18 protein-coding genes and 1 pseudogene are annotated in these 16523 nt (G+C 61.5%); 14 read left to right on the top strand and 5 right to left on the bottom strand.

From position 1 onward, the window contains the following. Positions 1–283 precede the first annotated feature (283 nt). Entirely contained in the window at positions 284–1171 is an 888-nt protein-coding gene (rhtA, locus tag JFT44_RS28170) for a threonine/homoserine exporter RhtA (RefSeq protein ID WP_057441473.1), read from the top strand. A 169-nt stretch (positions 1172–1340) separates the two neighbouring features. Further along, positions 1341–1622, top strand: coding sequence for a hypothetical protein (locus JFT44_RS28175; protein WP_057445083.1), 282 nt, complete (start codon positions 1341–1343; stop codon positions 1620–1622). Between the two features lie 4 nt (positions 1623–1626). Here the strand turns inward: JFT44_RS28175 and JFT44_RS28180 are convergent, their stop codons facing one another. Beyond that, entirely contained in the window at positions 1627–2187 is a 561-nt protein-coding gene (locus JFT44_RS28180) for a TetR/AcrR family transcriptional regulator (RefSeq protein ID WP_057441472.1), read from the bottom strand. A gap of 90 nt (positions 2188–2277) precedes the next feature. Between JFT44_RS28180 and JFT44_RS28185 the strand changes: the two are divergent. Beyond that, positions 2278–3008 (top strand): annotated as a pseudogene (locus JFT44_RS28185) (SDR family oxidoreductase). A gap of 36 nt (positions 3009–3044) precedes the next feature. Further along, positions 3045–3635 carry a 2-hydroxychromene-2-carboxylate isomerase gene (locus tag JFT44_RS28190; RefSeq protein WP_057441468.1) on the top strand — a complete coding sequence of 197 codons (591 nt, stop codon included), beginning with the start codon at positions 3045–3047 and terminating at the stop codon, positions 3633–3635. Positions 3636–3679: 44 nt separating this feature from the next. Here the strand turns inward: JFT44_RS28190 and JFT44_RS28195 are convergent, their stop codons facing one another. The 3 genes from JFT44_RS28195 to JFT44_RS28205 form a co-directional block, all read right to left on the bottom strand. Further along, a complete protein-coding gene (locus JFT44_RS28195) occupies positions 3680–5488 on the bottom strand; it encodes an aminopeptidase P family protein (RefSeq protein ID WP_198831474.1) in 1809 nt (602 codons plus the stop codon). Positions 5489–5525: 37 nt separating this feature from the next. After that, positions 5526–6686 carry a cysteine desulfurase family protein gene (locus JFT44_RS28200; RefSeq protein ID WP_115127885.1) on the bottom strand — a complete coding sequence of 387 codons (1161 nt, stop codon included), beginning with the start codon at positions 6684–6686 and terminating at the stop codon, positions 5526–5528. Between the two features lie 233 nt (positions 6687–6919). Next, positions 6920–7189, bottom strand: coding sequence for a hypothetical protein (locus JFT44_RS28205; RefSeq protein WP_115127884.1), 270 nt, complete (start codon positions 7187–7189; stop codon positions 6920–6922). Between the two features lie 315 nt (positions 7190–7504). On the opposite strand from JFT44_RS28205, the gene JFT44_RS28210 reads away from it, so the two are divergent. Then, entirely contained in the window at positions 7505–8608 is a 1104-nt protein-coding gene (locus JFT44_RS28210; protein ID WP_115127883.1) for a sigma-54-dependent Fis family transcriptional regulator, read from the top strand. On the opposite strand, the gene JFT44_RS28215 is transcribed toward JFT44_RS28210, so the two are convergent. Next, positions 8597–8962, bottom strand: a complete 366-nt coding sequence (locus tag JFT44_RS28215; protein WP_115127882.1) for an antibiotic biosynthesis monooxygenase — start codon at positions 8960–8962, stop codon at positions 8597–8599. The genes JFT44_RS28210 and JFT44_RS28215 overlap by 12 nt on opposite strands. A gap of 191 nt (positions 8963–9153) precedes the next feature. Here JFT44_RS28215 and JFT44_RS28220 point away from each other — a divergent pair, with 191 nt between their 5' ends. The 9 genes from JFT44_RS28220 to JFT44_RS28260 all read left to right on the top strand — a co-directional run bounded on the left by JFT44_RS28220 (position 9154) and on the right by JFT44_RS28260 (position 16157). Then, a complete protein-coding gene (locus JFT44_RS28220; protein ID WP_198831475.1) occupies positions 9154–9609 on the top strand; it encodes a VOC family protein in 456 nt (151 codons plus the stop codon). A gap of 385 nt (positions 9610–9994) precedes the next feature. Then, positions 9995–11203 (top strand): PepSY domain-containing protein, encoded by a 1209-nt coding sequence (locus tag JFT44_RS28225; protein ID WP_057441456.1) that lies wholly within the window; start codon positions 9995–9997, stop codon positions 11201–11203. Continuing rightward, entirely contained in the window at positions 11203–11742 is a 540-nt protein-coding gene (locus tag JFT44_RS28230; protein WP_057441455.1) for a hypothetical protein, read from the top strand. Before JFT44_RS28225 ends, JFT44_RS28230 begins: the two co-directional genes overlap by 1 nt. Beyond that, positions 11739–12068 (top strand): hypothetical protein, encoded by a 330-nt coding sequence (locus tag JFT44_RS28235; protein ID WP_057441453.1) that lies wholly within the window; start codon positions 11739–11741, stop codon positions 12066–12068. Before JFT44_RS28230 ends, JFT44_RS28235 begins: the two co-directional genes overlap by 4 nt. 5 nt (positions 12069–12073) lie before the next feature. Then, positions 12074–12640 (top strand): DUF6162 family protein, encoded by a 567-nt coding sequence (locus tag JFT44_RS28240; RefSeq protein WP_198831478.1) that lies wholly within the window; start codon positions 12074–12076, stop codon positions 12638–12640. 34 nt (positions 12641–12674) lie between these two features. Continuing rightward, positions 12675–13595, top strand: coding sequence for a metal ABC transporter substrate-binding protein (locus JFT44_RS28245; protein ID WP_057960209.1), 921 nt, complete (start codon positions 12675–12677; stop codon positions 13593–13595). Then, entirely contained in the window at positions 13592–14338 is a 747-nt protein-coding gene (locus tag JFT44_RS28250) for a metal ABC transporter ATP-binding protein (RefSeq protein ID WP_198831476.1), read from the top strand. The genes JFT44_RS28245 and JFT44_RS28250 overlap by 4 nt, the downstream gene beginning before the upstream one ends. Beyond that, entirely contained in the window at positions 14335–15234 is a 900-nt protein-coding gene (locus JFT44_RS28255) for a metal ABC transporter permease (protein WP_057441446.1), read from the top strand. The genes JFT44_RS28250 and JFT44_RS28255 overlap by 4 nt, the downstream gene beginning before the upstream one ends. Continuing rightward, on the top strand, positions 15234–16157 hold the full coding sequence (locus tag JFT44_RS28260) for a metal ABC transporter solute-binding protein, Zn/Mn family (RefSeq protein ID WP_198831477.1): 924 nt from the start codon (positions 15234–15236) through the stop codon (positions 16155–16157). Before JFT44_RS28255 ends, JFT44_RS28260 begins: the two co-directional genes overlap by 1 nt. Positions 16158–16523: the final 366 nt, after the last annotated feature.

A 16523-nucleotide genomic window follows, 5' to 3' on the forward strand; every position in this document is an offset into this window, starting at 1 on the left:
TGGGCTTCGATGAACTGAAGCAACTCGCTGTCGAATTCTGCGTAACTCTTTGTTTACCAAGGAGTTTTCCGTTTCGACTGCGCCGGAAGTGGGGCGAATTATAGACTTCCAGAATCTGCCGTCAACCTTTAATTTCATTTTTCTATCGAAGAGCCCAGCAACTCTCAAAAACCTCGCCTTCTATATAGAAGGCCCAAGAAATTGAGCAATATATTGCTCAATTGCCAGCAGTTGATCATCATAGTGCCCTCTGCCTCTATATGAACCTGGACAAACACCCCCAATGACCACCTCATCCCGCAGCCTGGGCTCGGCGCTGTTTCCTGTCGGCCTACTGCTGATTGCCATGGCCTCTATACAGTCGGGCGCTTCACTGGCCAAAAGCATGTTCCCGATTGTGGGCGCCCAAGGCACCACCACCCTGCGCCTGGTTTTCGCCAGCATCATAATGCTGCTGTTGCTGCGCCCCTGGCGCGCCAAACTCACCGCCAGGTCACTGCGTACCGTCATCGTGTACGGCATGGCGCTGGGCGGCATGAACTTCCTCTTCTATATGTCATTGCGCACCGTGCCCCTGGGTATTGCGGTAGCCCTGGAATTCACCGGCCCACTAGCCGTTGCCATCTATGCTTCCCGGCGTGCCGTCGACTTCCTGTGGATAGCCCTGGCCATTATCGGCCTGCTGCTATTAATACCCGTCGGTGAAGCAAGCCAAGGCATCGACCTGACCGGCGCCGCCTACGCATTGGGTGCGGGGATCTGCTGGGCCCTCTATATTCTGTTCGGCCAGAAGGCTGGCGCGGACAATGGCGTGCAAACCGCGGCTCTCGGCGTAATGATCGCCGCACTGTTCGTCGCCCCCATCGGTATCGTCCATGCCGGTAGCGCGCTGCTGACACCCGCGCTGATTCCGATCGCCATTGGCGTGGCGATTCTTTCCACCGCCCTCCCCTACACCCTGGAGATGGTCGCCCTGACCCGCCTGCCCGCGCGCACCTTCGGCACGCTGATGAGTATCGAGCCCGCGTTCGGTGCGCTTTCCGGGCTGTTTTTCCTCCAGGAATACCTGTCCCTGGCGCAATGGCTGGCGATCGCCTGCATTATCCTGGCCTCCGTGGGCGCAACGCTGACCATGCGTAGCCAGTCAAAGCCAATCATCGCGGCAGATTGAGACAGGATTTAACGAAGCTCTGGCATTTGCCGCTCAATTAGGCCATGTTTAGGCTGTAACTCAGTGTCAGTCATGGAGATTTTCGAATAAGGACATCCACCGACCCTACACTTGAGAGCGAGCAAAGCCAGCATCGGGCATTCCAACGGCGCGGCTATTAAGGATGGTAATGAAGCGAATTTTGATACTGCTTGTCGTCATCGCCTTGGCTGGGTGTGCCGCAACCACCAAGACAGAAGTCAAACGCGGAAAGAAAGGGCTGCATATCAACTGCTCTGGCCTGTCCTCCTCTTGGGACCAGTGCTACACCAGCGCAGCCAACTCGTGCGGCAAGAAAGGCTACAGAGTGATCGCCAAATCCGGCGACAACAGCGAGGAGCCGGGTGACTACCCCTTCGGCATCAACCCGGCCGGCTATACCAGCCGTAGCATGATCGTGCTCTGCAAGTAAGCGCTCATTCCTGCGAAATTCTCTGACTGAGCTCTTCATAGCTCGATGCAAGTACCTGCGCCTGAACCTGCGGGTCGACCATCATCCTGGCCACCACCAGTGCACCCACACACTGGGATAAGATCGCCCAGGCCAGGCTTTCGCTCTCCAAGGTCCGCGCCCAATTGGCCTGCAGCCGGCAAATCCACTCCTGGGCGTGTTGGCGTACCGCGATATCCGCACGGGCAATTTCCGCGCCCATGCTCGGCAAGGCGCAACCGTCTTGCACTTGCTCCACATGGGCCATGCTCAGATAGAACTTGAGGCAGCGCTGCAGGCGCTCCCGACTCTGCACCTCGCCCACACTCAAACGCTCCAGGCTTTGGCTCAACTCATGCTCGACGATGGAGCTGAACAGCGCGTCCTTGGACGAAAAGTGGCTATAAAAAGCCCCGCCACTCAGGCCAATGGCTTTCATCAGCCCATCTACGCCAACGCTGGCAAACCCTTCTTTTTTCGCCAGGGCCGCACTGCTGTGCAGGAGCTTGTCCCTGGTTTGCTGCTTGTGACTGACTGAATAGCGCATCGCCTCTCCCCTTGAAGACACCACCTTGACGCCTGCCGAATCGTAGCATAACGTTCGTTTAGTTAACGATCGTTTAACCAAGGACTTGCCATGACTGAGAATAAGAAAATCGTACTGGTCGTCGGCGCAGGCGACGCTACAGGCGGCGCCATTGCCAAGCGTTTTGCCCGCGAAGGTTATGTGGCCTGCGTCACCCGACGCAGTGCCGACAAGCTGCAACCCCTGGTGGACAGTATCCAGGCTGCGGGCGGCGAGGCTCACGGCTTTGCCTGCGATGCACGCAAGGAGGACGAGGTGATCGCGCTGATCGAGCAGATCGAAAGCGAGCTGGGTCCGATTGAGGCATTCGTGTTTAACATCGGCGCCAACGTGCCGTGCAGCATCCTCGAAGAAACCGCCCGCAAATATTTCAAGATCTGGGAGATGGCCTGCTTCTCAGGCTTCCTCAATGCCCGTGAAGTGGCCAAGCGCATGGTGACCCGCCAGCGCGGGACGATTCTGTTTACCGGGGCCACCGCCGGGTTACGCGGTGCCGCAGGCTTTGCCGCCTTTGCCGGGGCCAAACACGGAATTCGCGCCCTGGCCCAAAGTATGGCCCGCGAGCTGGGCCCGATGAACATCCATGTGCCCACGTGGTCGTGGATGGCGCCATCGACACGGACTTCATCCGCGACAACTTCCCAAGCAAATACGCGCTCAAGGACCAGGACGGCATTCTGGATCCCGAGCATATCGCCGACAACTATTGGCACCTGCACCGCCAGCCACGGGATGCCTGGACCTTCGAACTGGACCTGCGCCCCTGGAACGAAACCTGGTAAGCACGCCAACATAACAATAAGCAGCGAGCATCCAACATGAGCAAAACCCTGGAATTTTTCTTCGACCTCGGCAGCCCCACCACCTACCTGGCCTACACCCAACTGCCCGGAATCTGTGCCGAAACCGGCAGCCAACTGGTGTATCAGCCCATCCTGCTGGGCGGCATCTTCAAGGCCACCGGCAATGCCTCGCCCGTCACCATCCCGGCCAAGGGCCGCTACCTGCTGCAAGACCTGGCACGCTACGCCAAGCGTTACGGGGTCCCCCTCAAGTTCAATCCGCACTTCCCCATCAATACCCTGACCCTGATGCGCGCCGTCACCGGCATTCAACTACGCCAGCCAGAACGCTTTATCGACTTCATCGACTGCCTGTTCCGGGCGATATGGGTGGAAGGGCGCAACATGGGGGATCCGGCAGTCGTAGCGGCGGTGCTGGCGCAACACCACTTCGACCCTGCCCAGGTGCTGGAGCTGACCCAGGATGAGGAGGTCAAGGACGCCCTCAAGCACAAGACCGAAGAGGCGATTGCCCGTGGCATGTTTGGGGCGCCTGCCATGTTTGTCGGCCAGCAACTGTTCTTCGGCCAGGATCGCCTGGACTTTGTCCGCGAAGCCTTGAGTTAAGCCTGCAAGCCGCTCGCCGGCCCACGCCTGCGAGCGGCCAGGCCTTATATAGCTGCCGTGCGCAACTGCAACCATTCCAGCGCGGCGCCGCTGAGCAACGGGCTCAAGCGTTGACGCACCTCGGCATGGTAGTCGTTGAACCACTGTCGCTCCTCGATCGTCAGCAGGGACGGTACCAGGCAACGGGTATCAATCGGGCACAGTGTCAGGGTTTCGAACTTGAGGAACTCGCCGAACTCGGTCTTGCCCGCCTCCCGGTTCAACACCAGGTTCTCGATACGCACCCCCCAACGCCCTGGGCGGTAGGTACCCGGTTCAATGGAGGTGATCATGCCCGGCTGCATCGAAGTTTGCGGCGCGGCCGCCGCCTGGTAGGCAATCACCTGCGGGCCTTCATGGACATTAAGGAAGTAGCCAACGCCATGACCGGTGCCATGACCATAGTCCACGCCTTCGGCCCAGATCGGTGCGCGGGCGATGGCGTCCAGCAATGGCGAGAGGATGCCCTTGGGAAACTGCGCGCGCGACAAGGCAATCACGCCCTTGAGCACCCGCGTGCAATCGCGCTTTTGTTCCTCGCTCGGCGTGCCGATGGGCACCATCCGCGTGATATCTGTGGTGCCGCCCAGGTACTGGCCGCCCGAATCAATCAGCAGCAGGCCATCGCCTTCGATCACCGCGTGTTCTTCTTCGGTGGCATGGTAATGGGGCATCGCGCCATTGCCATTGAACGCGGCGATGGTATTGAAGCTCAACGACACATAATCCGGACGACGGGTACGCGCGGCCGTCAGGTGTTCATCAATGGTCAGCTCAGTGATGCGCTCGCGGCCCAAGGCCGAGTCCAGCCAGGCGAAAAACTCGCACAACGCCGCGCCATCCTGCTCCATGGCCCGGCGAATATGCTCGGCATCCGCCAGGCTTTTACGGGACTTGGCCAATGTAGTCGGGTTGAGGCCTTCGACCAGCTTCACGCCACTGGCCAGATTCTCCAGCAGCCCCGCCGTCACGCGTGCAGGGTCCACCTGCAGGCTGGCCCCGTCCGGCACTTCAGCCAGGGCCGCGGCCACTTCACTGTAGTCCCGCAGCGTCACGCCATCCTGTTCCAGCACCCCACGCAACTGGGCATCGACCTTGCCGAGGGCAACAAACAGCGTGGCCTGCTGCTGGTTGATCAGGGCGAACGAGACAAACACCGGGTTGAACGAAACATCTGCGCCGCGCAGGTTAAACAGCCAGGCGATGTCATCCAGGGTGGCAATAAAATGCCAATCCGCGCCCTTTTCCTTCAGGCTGGCGCGCAGTGCCGCGAGTTTTTCGCCTCGGCTGACGGTGGCCTGGGGCGGCAGGTGCTGGTAGATCGGCTGGTTGGGCAGCGCTGGGCGGTCGGTCCAGACCTCGCTCAACAAATCAATATCGGTACGCAGGCGCGCGCCCCGCTCAGCCAGCTTGCCGCCCAGGGTACGGGCCGACGCAACAGCCATCACCGCGCCATCCACGGCCACCACCCCGCCTTCCGGGGTTTGCTCCCCCAGCCACTCCAGCGGGCCGGGCTGCCCCGGTTGCAACTTCACCAACTCAATGCCGCTGCCGTTGAGTTCCTTGGTCGCCTGCTCCCAGTAACGGCTGTCTGCCCAGACGCCGGCGAAATCAGCCGTGACAATCAGCGTGCCGACCGAGCCATGAAACCCCGACAACCATTGCCGGCCCTGCCAGTAGCCCGGCAAGTATTCGGACAGGTGCGGGTCGGCCGATGGCACCAGCAGGGCATCAATGCCCTCCCGCTTCATCAACTCGCGGGTGCGCGCCAGGCGCTGGGGAACCGTTCCATGGGGCAAAGGCTGCGTACTCATCATCTCTCCTGCTAAGCACTCATAATTGTTATGTATTTCAAACCGCCCAAAAGGCCGGTGCGCTGGCCAACGAGTTCTTGATCAATTGCACCGCCTGATCGATATCCTGCCCGGTGGTAAACCGCCCCAGGCTCAAGCGAATGGTGCGACCGGCACTGCGCGCATCATGCCCCAGGGCAAGCAGTACATGGGAGGGCGCATTGCTGGCCGAATTGCAGGCAGAGGTCGCCGAAAAAGCGATCCCGGCGCTCAAGGCCGCCGAATTGAACTCGCCTTCGCTGAAGGTCAGGCTCAAGGTGTGGGGGATCCGCTGGGTGGCGCTGCCGTTCAGGCGCACGCCGGGAATGTCCAGCAATTGCTCAAGCAAACGCTGGCGCAGGGCGACAATACCTGCCGACTCTTCGGCAAAGGATTGCGCGGCCAACGCGAAGGCACTGCCCATGCCTGCAATCTGGTGAGTCGCCAGGGTTCCCGAGCGCAGCCCGCCTTCGTGACCACCGCCATGGATCTGCGCCGTGACGTTCTGCTGCGCCCGCGGCCCGACATACAGCGCACCGATACCTTTGGGGCCATACAGTTTATGCGCCGAAAACGACATCAGGTCCACCGGCCAGTGCGCCAGGTCGATCTCGACTTTGCCCGCCCCTTGCGCCGCGTCCACATGCAGCAGCGCACCATGCTCACGCACCCGCGCACCAATGGCCGGGATGTCGTTAAGCGTGCCCAACTCATTGTTGACCAGCATCAACGACACCAAAAACGTGTCTTCGCGCAGCGCCTGGCTGACCGCCTCGACGGTAATCAGGCCATCGGCATCCGGCACCAGGTAGGTCACGGCAATCCCGGCTTGCTGCAATTGGCGGGCGGTGTCCAGCGTTGCCTTGTGCTCGATCTGACTGGTGATGATATGGCCACCGGCCACGCCCCGCGCCTGGGTCACACCCTTGAGCGCAAGGTTGTTGGATTCGGTAGCACCCGAGGTCCAGACGATCTGCTCGGCCTGGGCGCCGACCAGCTCCGCCACCTGACGGCGCGCCTGCTCGACCGTGTGCCGGGCCTGTTGGCCAAACGCATGGGAGCTGGACGCAGGGTTACCGAAATTGGCGTTGAAACCCAGGCACTCGACCATGACCTGGATGACCCGCTCATCCACCGGGGTGGTGGCGGCGTAGTCAAAATACAGAGGACGTTTATTCATGACGTTTAGAGACCCGCAGAGCATGTTCCCGAGATCAGCGTCTCAGGGGCAGCGACCAGTACAGAGTTCGTCAGGTTAACCTGATCGGATGCCGTTAAAGAAAGACCACTTTATTTAAAAGTGCGTAGGAACGCTCCTGAAATTGAGCTTAACAGGCTCGACGAAAAGGATGGAAAACAAAAAGCCCGAAGTTCCTGTACGGAACCTCGGGCTCTGGGACGCCGCAGTTTGTCTCAGCTCGGACGGTCATGCAGGGTGACGTTGCGCTCGGCATTCATTTCACCCTGGCGATCAAAGCCCATTGGCGCCTGTGGCCGGGCTGCGAGTTCAGTTTTCTTCTGTTGATATTCATCAAACGACAAACCCCGCCGGTTCAGCCCTTCCATTGCCAATTGCCGGCTCTCCTCGACGGAGTACGGGCGCAATTCAGGCGCCGGATGGCTCGCACAACCAGCAAGAAAAGAGGCGACCAGCAACAAGGCAACAGAAAGTGAATGGTTCATGACGAAGGTCCTGCGAATTGGGCGTTGAGGCAATGGACACAGGCTACTCCCGCCTTTGCATCGGGAAAAATCATCCTCTGTGATAGTCGCTATCAGTCAATCCTTCATATTTCTTTTTGTTCTATAAATATACAAACACATTTGTTTACGGAATAAAAAAGACCCTCTATAACAGACTCCCAGCGTCGCAACTGCCTCCACGAGCAGCTCGGCCTCGCCACTGAACGCCTGCAAGCGGCGCAGGCCTGGTACGAGGTGGCGCACCGCGTTGGGCCAGCCCCTGCCGACATCCACGTCCTATTCCTTGAGGTGCCCATGCAGCTTTTGACCCTTGCGCCCTCGCCCGCACTCGCCACGTCGATTCGCGCCACCGCGCAAGTCTTCGAAGACCCCAAATCCCGGGCCTTGCTCGCGCATATCCAGCAAGTGGCGCCCAGCGAAGCCAGCGTGCTGATCATCGGCGAAACCGGCACCGGCAAAGAGCTGGTGGCCCGCCATATCCATAACCTCAGCGCCAGGCGCAACCGACCGTTCGTGGCGGTGAATTGTGGGGCGTTTTCCGAATCCCTGGTGGAAGCGGAGTTGTTCGGCCATGAAAAAGGCGCGTTCACCGGCGCTCTCGGCGCCAAGGCTGGCTGGTTCGAGGAGGCCGACGGCGGCACCCTGTTCCTCGATGAGATCGGTGATCTGCCCATGGCCATCCAGGTCAAGCTGCTGCGCGTCCTGCAAGAACGCGAAGTGGTGCGCCTGGGCTCACGCAAGAGCATTCCGATTGATGTGCGGGTGCTGGCGGCGACCAATGTGCAACTGGAAAAAGCCATCAATGCCGGGCATTTCCGTGAAGACCTGTACTACCGCCTGGACGTGGTCAGCCTGGAACTGAGCCCCTTGCGCGAACGCCCCGGCGATATCCTGCCCCTGACCCGGCACTTTATCGACGCCTACAGCCAGCGCCTGGGCTACGGCCCCATCACCCTCAGCCCCGAAGCCGAGCACAAGCTCAAGGGCTACAGCTGGCCGGGCAATATCCGCGAGCTGGAAAACGTCATTCATCACACCTTGCTGATTTGCCGCAATGGCCTGATTGAACGCGATGACCTGCGCCTGTCGAACATGCGCATCGAGCGCCAGGATGATAGCCAGCACAGCCTCGACCACAGTGCCGAAGCCTTGCTGGAGCGTGCCTTCCAGAAACTGTTTGACGAACAGGCCGGTGCCTTGCATGAGAAAGTCGAGGACGCATTGCTACGCGCCGCCTACCGCTTCAGCCACTACAACCAGGTACACACCGCCAACCTGCTGGGCCTGAGCCGCAATATCACGCGTACGCGCCTGATCAAGATCGGCGAACTGGCGGTCAACAAGCGCCGCCCAGAGGGAAGCCTGCAAGGTGAGCGCATGCTGCATCTATCGATATAGGCTGCACGCCAACGCGTTGTCGGCGCTGCGCTCGATACTGCGCAGCACCTGGAATGAACCGAAGGTCACGGCAGTAGCCTGATGGGCACGAATCAGTGCCCAGAAGTTCTCGCCCTCGCTCTCCAGCCGCTGGAACGCCGTGGCACCGTCTTCGCGGGCCTGCCATTGCAGGTAGTTGAGCACCCGCCGCCCGTCATCACTGACCAGCACACTGGCACTCAGAAACCCCTCATGGCCTTGGGCCAGGCGCTCGCTCTGCTCGGACAGCGCCAACACCAGCGCGGACTGCTGCCGGGGCTCGATCTGAAACTCGATCACTTGGGTAAAACCATGACTTTTCGCTGAAGCTTGCATGACAAATCCCCTTTAGCTGTAGGTGCCACGCAGGGTAAAACCTCTAGTTAAGTTAAGGTCAAGCCTCTGTTTGAGAAACTGTTGAATGCACCGTTACAGGACAGTCGTCGGTTGCCCGCAGGCCACGAAAGGCCTGACCTATAGTGAAAAGACCGGAAGACCCGGCCCCTCCCTCCCTCAAGGAGAGCGAAATGAGCGTTAAACCCATTCCCGATGGCTACCACAGCATCACGCCCTACCTAGGCATCGACAAGGCAGCTGAAGCCATCGAGTTCTACCAAAAAGCCTTCGATGCCACCGTTTTCATGCGCCTGGACATGCCGGACGGCAAGGTCGGCCATGCCGAACTGCGCATTGGCGATTCGCCGATCATGCTGGCCTCGCCCTGTGATGAAATGGCCTTCGGCAGCCCTGGAGCGCACCCCACCAGCGTTGGCCTGCATCTGTATGTGAAGGACGTCGACGCACAGTACAAACAGGCGATCGCGGCAGGCGGCAAGGCTATTTCCGAACCCAAGGATCAATTCTACGGCGACCGCTCCGGCACGTTGAGGGATCCCTTCGGACACGTCTGGTTCCTCGCCACTCATATAGAAGAGCTGACCGAGGAACAGATTCACAAGCGCGCCAAAGAGCTGTTTGCATAAGCCCCAATCCCCTAAAGCCCGCTCGCCACAAGGTGCAACAGCCCCCCCTGTGGCGAGCGGGCTTGCCCGCGCTGGGCTGCGTAGCAGCCCCGACCAGCAAGACCACCTGACTCTTGCAGAAACATCGAGTAGCCAGGTTTTGGGGCTGCTGCGCAGCCCAGCGCGGGCAAGCCCCCTCGCCACACTTTTTTGTGCTGACTAACTGAACAGCAATGAGCCCCAACAGGGGTTTCCCGCGCACCTGAAACATTTGCTTTCATTTCTGCCTTAGGGTTTTGCGATTCTCATCCGTCTTAACTTAGATACAGCCCGTCGCGTAAGCAAAAGCTACGACCGGCCTTTCCCGGGCCTTTTCTGCCCTCCTCCGATCAAGACCCCCATAGACATGTCGAAGAAGTCACGCTCCAAACTCTGGTTTCTCGTCCACAGCTGGCTGGCATTGCCCATCTGGTTCTTCGTACTGATCGTCTGCGTCACCGGGACCCTGGCGGTGGTCAGCCAGGAAATCGTCTGGCTGGCCAACCCGGAAATGCGCGCCAGCAAGCCATCGGACGATGCCGAACTGCTCACTTACGACCAGATCCTCGCCGCGATCAAGCAGGCCGAGCCAAAGGCCATTGTCGAGTCCATCGTCCGTCCGGACGAATCGCATTTTGCGCTCGACGTCGACATCAGCTACCCCGACGGCCGCTCCGTGGCGGTCTACGTCAACCCGTACACGGGGGTCATCCAGGGCATCAGCCCATCGTTCAACTTCCGCCAGTTCACCCGCGCCTTGCATGGCTGGTGGCTGGTGCCGTTTACCAATGGCTTCAGTTGGGGCTGGTACCTGGTGTCGTTCCTCGGGCTGCCGATGCTCGCCTCGCTGGTCACAGGCCTGGTGGTGTACAAACGGTTCTGGAAAGGGTTCTTCAAGCCAACCCTGCGCTTCAAGCATGGGGCGCGGATTTTCTGGGGCGACTTCCACCGCCTGAGCGGCATCTGGTCGATCTGGTTTATCGCGGTGATTTCCATCACCGGCACCTGGTTCTTGATCCAGGCGCTTCTCGCGGACAACCAGATCACCATCTCCAGCCAGCCGATCGTGCCGGTGATCTCCCGGGACAAGGTGCCGCTGTCGGCCCCCGGTGTACCGGCACCGATGATCGCCCTGGACGATGCCATCAACATTGCCACCCAGCGTATCCCCGGCTTCGACGTCAGCTTCGTCGGCCTGCCAAGCAATGCCTACAGTCACTTGAGCATCGGCGGCCGCGGCTGGTACCCGCTGATGTTCCAGACGGCCGACATCAACCCCTACAACGGTGAAATCGCCGCCACGCACCTGCTGTCCGACCGCACGGGCCTGGAGTTCGTCACCGAGTCCATGCGCCCGCTGCACACCGGCGACTTTGGCGGGATCTGGATCAAGCTGGTCTGGTTCTTCTTCGGCCTGTTGCTGAGCATGATGGTCCTCAGCGGTCTGTTGATCTGGAGCAAGCGCACGGCCCTGGCCACGCTGCACGCGCTCAAGCGCAGCACCAAGGCCACGCGCAATACGGCGCCGGCCAACCCCATCGGCGCCATGCAGGCTGAAACCTCGGAGGGCAAATAATGAGCAAGGCCACCACCGTTCAAGCGCCCTCGCCACTGCGCGCCTTCTGGCTCAAATGGCGCTTTCACATCAATATCCTGCTGTTGCTGGTGCCTCTGGGTTTTATGCCCAAGTACTTTGCCGACGTCGCACTGTTTCGCGGCGACGCCGGCCTGGGCGAGCGCGAGGTCGGTGAAGTGCAGGTCGGCCCGTGGAGCATTACCCTCGCCGAGTTGCGCAATGAAGCGCCCCGCCCCGACCCGGCCGGCCCGATGAAATCCTTCAACGCCGCCCTGTGCGCCACATGTGGAGACCAGGTCAAGGCCACCTACCTGCGCATCGGCAAGCCCCGCAGCCTGCGGGCCGCCGGGGTGATTTTCTTCGGCACCCCGTACCGCATGGGCGCTGTGCTGCCGATCCCGGAACGCACCCCGCCCGACGCCGAACTGTGGATCACCATGGAAGGCTGGGACGGCAGCATGCAGCAGGCCTCCATTCCCTTGAGTCAGGCTTCGCCTGCCACCGTCGCCTGGTTGAACAAGCAAGGAGTTAAACCATGACTTTACTGCGCCTGACCCGCGCCTGCGCCGTGCTGATCCTCAGCCTGGGTGCAAGCAACTACGCCCTGGCCCACAACCCGATGTGCGAATGCAAGGAGATCCCCGGCGAACAGATCCAGTGCACCGGTGGTTTTTCCGACGGCAGCGGCGCGCCCGGCGTGACCCTGGATGTGATCGGCTACGACGAAACCATCCTGGTGCCCGGCAAGCTGGGGCCCGACTCGACGTTGACCTTCAAAAAACCTGCCGCCGAATTCTATGTGCTGTTTGACGCCGGTCCCGGCCACGTTGTCGAGATCGACCAAGCGGATATCCAGGCGCCATGACCCCCATGAACCCAGGCAGCACCCAGGTGGTCCGGCCCGCCGGTGCCGGGCACGAAACCCTCTACGTCCTGCTGCTGTGCCTGATCATCCTGGCCGTCGCCGGCACGGTGGTGTCCCTGCACGGCGAAACCCAGGCCGTCGAGGCCGTGGCCAGCCACCAGTTGGACGCCCGCCGCGACCTGAGCGCGGCCGAGCAAGGCATCTATGCCGACCTGCGGGTGACCCTGGATGAAATCCAGTTGCTGGCGCAGGAACAAAGCACCCTGCCGACGCCGGCGCAACTGGCCGAAGAAGGCTTCGCGCCCTTCGCCCAGGACGCCAGTTCGGTCAGCCGTGGCGACCACCACTGGCAATTGCTGGCGCCAACGGCGTACCTGGGCCTGAGCCAGGCCAACGACACCAGCGGTTCACTGCTGATGCGCGTCAACGGCGCCGAGCCGGATATCTGGCTCAACCGCAGCGCCAACCTGGCCGCCCCCACCGACCTGAGCGACCAGGGGCTGATCGCCGCTGGCTGGCAGCAGGTCGTTGCGCAATTCGACGCTGGCGTCACCCGCCAGCATCGCCACTGAATTCATGCTGTCTCCGAGAGAAGATCGATTACCCATGTCTATGTCATCTCCCTTGCTCCGCCTGCTGCTGGTGGGCCTGTTCAGCGTCTTGCTGAGCCCCCTGGCCAATGCCGAGGCGGCCAAGCGCCTGCGTATCGGTATCACCCTGCACCCTTACTACAGCTACGTGGCGAATATCGTCGGCGACAAAGCCGAAGTGGTGCCGCTGATTCCGGCCGGCTTCAACCCCCATGCCTACGAACCGCGCGCCGAAGACATCAAGCGCATTGGCACCCTGGACGTGATCGTGCTCAATGGCGTCGGCCATGACGATTTTGCCGACCGCATGATCGCCACCAGCGAGCGTCCGGACATCCCGGTGATCGAGGCCAACGCCAATGTGCCGCTGCTGGCCGCCACCGGCAACGCGGCCCGCGGCGCCGGCAAGGTGGTCAACCCGCATACCTTCCTGTCCATCAGCGCGTCCATCGCCCAGGTCAACAACATCGCCCGGGAACTGGGCAAGCTCGACCCGGACAACGCCAAGGCCTATACCCAGAACGCCCGTGCCTACGGCAAGCGCCTGCGCCAGATGCGCGCCGACGCCCTGGCCAAGCTCACCAGCGCGCCCAACGCCGATCTGCGGGTGGCCACGGTGCACGCCGCCTACGACTACCTGTTGCGCGAGTTCGGCCTCGAAGTGACCGCCGTGGTCGAACCGGCCCACGGCATCGAGCCAAGCCCGAGCCAATTGAAGAAAACCATCGACCAACTGCGCGAGCTGGACGTCAAGGTGATCTTCTCGGAGATGGATTTCCCGTCCTCCTACGTCGATACCATCCAGCGTGAGTCGGGGGTCAAACTGTACCCGCTGTCGCATATTTCCTACGGTGAATACAGCGCCGAGAAGTACGAAGTAGAAATGACCGGCAACCTCAATACCGTGGTCCGGGCGATCCAGGAGTCGGGGGCATGACCGCGGCTGAACACCTGAATGTGGCCAGCATCGGCCCGACGATTGAGTTCGATAACGTCTCGCTGACCCTGGGCCGTACCGCGATCCTCGATAGCGTCAGCTTCCAGGTACAACCGGGCAGCATCCACGCCCTGGTCGGCCCCAACGGCGGCGGCAAGAGCTCGCTGATCAAGACCCTGCTGGGGCAGACGCCACACCAGGGCCGATTGAGCCTGCACTGGCCGAACACTCCCGGCACCATCGGCTACGTGCCCCAGGCCCTGGAGTTCGACCGTGGCCTGCCAATGACCGTCGACGACTTCATGGCTGCCATGTGCCAGCGGCGCCCGGCGTTTCTCGGCTTGTCCCGGCATTACGCCGGGGCGATTGGCGAGGCGCTGGAGCGCGTGGGCATGCAAGACAAGCGCAAGCGCCGCATGGGTGCGCTGTCCGGCGGCGAGCGCCAGCGTGTGCTGCTGGCCCAGGGTTTGATCCCGGCGCCGCAACTGCTGGTACTCGATGAACCGATGTCGGCCCTCGACGAAGCCGGGATCCAGGTGTTCGAACGCCTGCTGGGCGACTGGCGCCAGGCCGGGATTACCGTGCTGTGGATCGAACACGACCTGGAGGCCGTGGGCCGCCTGGCGGATCGCGTCACCGGCCTGAACCGCCGCCTGCTGTTTGATGCCACGCCCAAGGAGGCACTGACCCCGGAACGCCTGCTGACGCTGTTTTCCACTCACCCACGGAGCGCAGCCCAATGAGCTACGAAGCCTTTCGCTTGATGGTCCAGGGCTGGGCTTCCTCCGGCTACTTGCCGGAAGCCCTGGCCTATGGGTTTGTGGTCAATGCCTTGCTCGCCGGCCTGTTGATCGGCCCGGTACTCGGTGGCCTGGGCACGCTGGTGGTGGTCAAGCGCTTTGCGTTTTTCTCCGAAGCCGTCGGCCATGCTGCACTGACCGGCGTGGCCGTGGGCATTCTGCTGGGGGAACCCTACACCGGGCCTTACGGCAGCCTGTTCGGCTACTGCCTGTTGTTCGGCATCCTGCTCAATTACCTGCGCAACCGCACCGGCCTGGCCCCCGATACGCTGATCGGCGTGTTCCTCTCGGTGTCCCTGGCCCTGGGCGCGAGCCTGTTGCTGATCCTGGCGGGCAAGATCAACGTGCATATCCTGGAAAACGTGCTGTTTGGTTCGGTCCTGACCGTCAACGGCAATGACCTGGCGGTGCTGGCGGTGGTCGGCTCACTGGTGATGGCCCTGGCGTTGCCGCTGTACAACCGCATCATGCTCGCCAGCTTCAACCCGCAACTGGCTGCCGTGCGTGGCGTGGCGGTGAAGACCCTGGACTACCTGTTCGTGATCCTGGTGACCTTGATCACAGTGGCGGCGGTCAAGGTCATCGGTGCGATCCTGGTAGGCGCACTGCTGGTGATCCCGGCCGCCGCGGCTCGGCTGTTGAGCCAGTCACTCAAGGGCTTCTTCTGGATCTCGGTGGTGATTGCCACGCTCAGCACCCTGTGCGGGATTCTGTTGCCAATCATCTTCGACCTGCCTATCCCGTCCGGTGCCGCGATCATCCTCGTCGCCGGCATCGCCTTCGCCCTGGCCGCCATCGCGCGCGGCACGGTCCCCAGCCTGAAAGGGAATCTCGGATAATGCGCCCCGCTCTACGCCCCCTCGCCCTGGCCATCGCCTGCCTGATCAGCACCCCGCTGCTGGCAGCCGAAACGGCCAACCCCCTGCCGGTCGCCGCCCACGCCGCCAAACCGGTCAAAGTCCTCGCGGCCTTGCCCGTGACCTACGGCCTGGCCGCCACCCTGCTCAAGGGCACTGCGGTCAAGCTGGAGCGTGCGGCACCGGCCAACCTGCCGGGTTCGCGCCAGACCTCGTACTTTACCGGGCGTGGCGCGCCGGCCTTGCATAGCCTGGCGCTGGACGCCGATGCGGCGATCGGCCTGCGCTCGCTGTGGCCGGATGACCCGCTGTACCCAGTGGCCCGGCGTAGCAATATCCGCATCGTCGAAGTGGACGCGGCGCGCCCGGTAGACGGCGGTCTGCCAGGCGTGGCCCTGCAACCGGGGACTGTGGATGGCCTCAATAGCCAGCCGTGGCAGTCGAGCAACAACCTGGGGCGCATGGCCGATGTCATGGCTGCCGACCTGAGCAGGCTGGCGCCCGGCGCCAAGGCCCAGATCGACGGCAACCTGGCCAGCCTCAAGCAACGCCTGCTCAAGCTGACTGCCGACAGCGAAGCCCGCCTGGCCCAGGCCGATAACCTGAGTGTGGTCAGCCTGAGTGATCATTTTGCTTATCTGATAAGTGGGTTGAATCTGGAGTTGGTCAGCACCGATCCGCGGCCGGATGCCGAGTGGTCCGCCGAGGCGCTACAGGCGCTGACGACCAGCGTGAAGGACAACGACGTGGCGTTAGTGCTGCACCATCGCCAACCGGCTGAGGCGGTGAAAGCGGCTATCAGTGCAGGGGGGGCGAAGTTGCTGGTGCTGGGTACTGACGGTGCGGACCCGATAGCGGAATTGGAAGGGAATGTGGATCAGGTGATCAAGGCCTTGGTGCCCTGAAAGCAAGGCAATACCCCTGTGTGTACGAGCTTATGTGGGAGCGGGGTTGTGTGGGAGCGGGCTTGCCCGCGATGGCGGTGTATCAGTCAACTAATGTATCGACTGACACTTAGCCATCGCGGCATAGGTATCTACACAACTCTTTTATCTAGTGCTTATTGGGTTTGTTTACATATCCGTTGCTGCGGTCACGGCCACTTAGGGTTCCGCCCTTACGGCGGGTCACTTTTGGAAAAGAGCCCTCCGTGTCAGGCTACCTGTCGCGCTTGTTGATTGACTCAATTATTCAAGAGGGCGAAGGTGTGTAGCAATGTCCAAGCGTTATGACGACGAATTCAAAGACTGGGCCGTTCTGCAAATGATGCC

This window comes from Pseudomonas sp. MF5691 (assembly GCF_016405645.1).
Taxonomy (GTDB): Bacteria; Pseudomonadota; Gammaproteobacteria; order Pseudomonadales; family Pseudomonadaceae; genus Aquipseudomonas; species Aquipseudomonas shahriarae.

Bases quoted from the DNA above. Each gene is read 5' to 3' on its own strand.
- rhtA (WP_057441473.1), top strand. From the start codon at position 284: ATGACCACCTCATCCCGCAGCCTGGGCTCGGCGCTGTTTCCTGTCGGC.
- JFT44_RS28175 (WP_057445083.1), top strand. From the start codon at position 1,341: ATGAAGCGAATTTTGATACTGCTTGTCGTCATCGCCTTGGCTGGGTGT.
- JFT44_RS28180 (WP_057441472.1), bottom strand. From the start codon at position 2,187: ATGCGCTATTCAGTCAGTCACAAGCAGCAAACCAGGGACAAGCTCCTG.
- JFT44_RS28190 (WP_057441468.1), top strand. From the start codon at position 3,045: ATGAGCAAAACCCTGGAATTTTTCTTCGACCTCGGCAGCCCCACCACC.
- JFT44_RS28195 (WP_198831474.1), bottom strand. From the start codon at position 5,488: ATGAGTACGCAGCCTTTGCCCCATGGAACGGTTCCCCAGCGCCTGGCG.
- JFT44_RS28200 (WP_115127885.1), bottom strand. From the start codon at position 6,686: ATGAATAAACGTCCTCTGTATTTTGACTACGCCGCCACCACCCCGGTG.
- JFT44_RS28205 (WP_115127884.1), bottom strand. From the start codon at position 7,189: ATGAACCATTCACTTTCTGTTGCCTTGTTGCTGGTCGCCTCTTTTCTT.
- JFT44_RS28210 (WP_115127883.1), top strand. From the start codon at position 7,505: ATGCAGCTTTTGACCCTTGCGCCCTCGCCCGCACTCGCCACGTCGATT.
- JFT44_RS28215 (WP_115127882.1), bottom strand. From the start codon at position 8,962: ATGCAAGCTTCAGCGAAAAGTCATGGTTTTACCCAAGTGATCGAGTTT.
- JFT44_RS28220 (WP_198831475.1), top strand. From the start codon at position 9,154: ATGAGCGTTAAACCCATTCCCGATGGCTACCACAGCATCACGCCCTAC.
- JFT44_RS28225 (WP_057441456.1), top strand. From the start codon at position 9,995: ATGTCGAAGAAGTCACGCTCCAAACTCTGGTTTCTCGTCCACAGCTGG.
- JFT44_RS28230 (WP_057441455.1), top strand. From the start codon at position 11,203: ATGAGCAAGGCCACCACCGTTCAAGCGCCCTCGCCACTGCGCGCCTTC.
- JFT44_RS28235 (WP_057441453.1), top strand. From the start codon at position 11,739: ATGACTTTACTGCGCCTGACCCGCGCCTGCGCCGTGCTGATCCTCAGC.
- JFT44_RS28240 (WP_198831478.1), top strand. From the start codon at position 12,074: ATGAACCCAGGCAGCACCCAGGTGGTCCGGCCCGCCGGTGCCGGGCAC.
- JFT44_RS28245 (WP_057960209.1), top strand. From the start codon at position 12,675: ATGTCTATGTCATCTCCCTTGCTCCGCCTGCTGCTGGTGGGCCTGTTC.
- JFT44_RS28250 (WP_198831476.1), top strand. From the start codon at position 13,592: ATGACCGCGGCTGAACACCTGAATGTGGCCAGCATCGGCCCGACGATT.
- JFT44_RS28255 (WP_057441446.1), top strand. From the start codon at position 14,335: ATGAGCTACGAAGCCTTTCGCTTGATGGTCCAGGGCTGGGCTTCCTCC.
- JFT44_RS28260 (WP_198831477.1), top strand. From the start codon at position 15,234: ATGCGCCCCGCTCTACGCCCCCTCGCCCTGGCCATCGCCTGCCTGATC.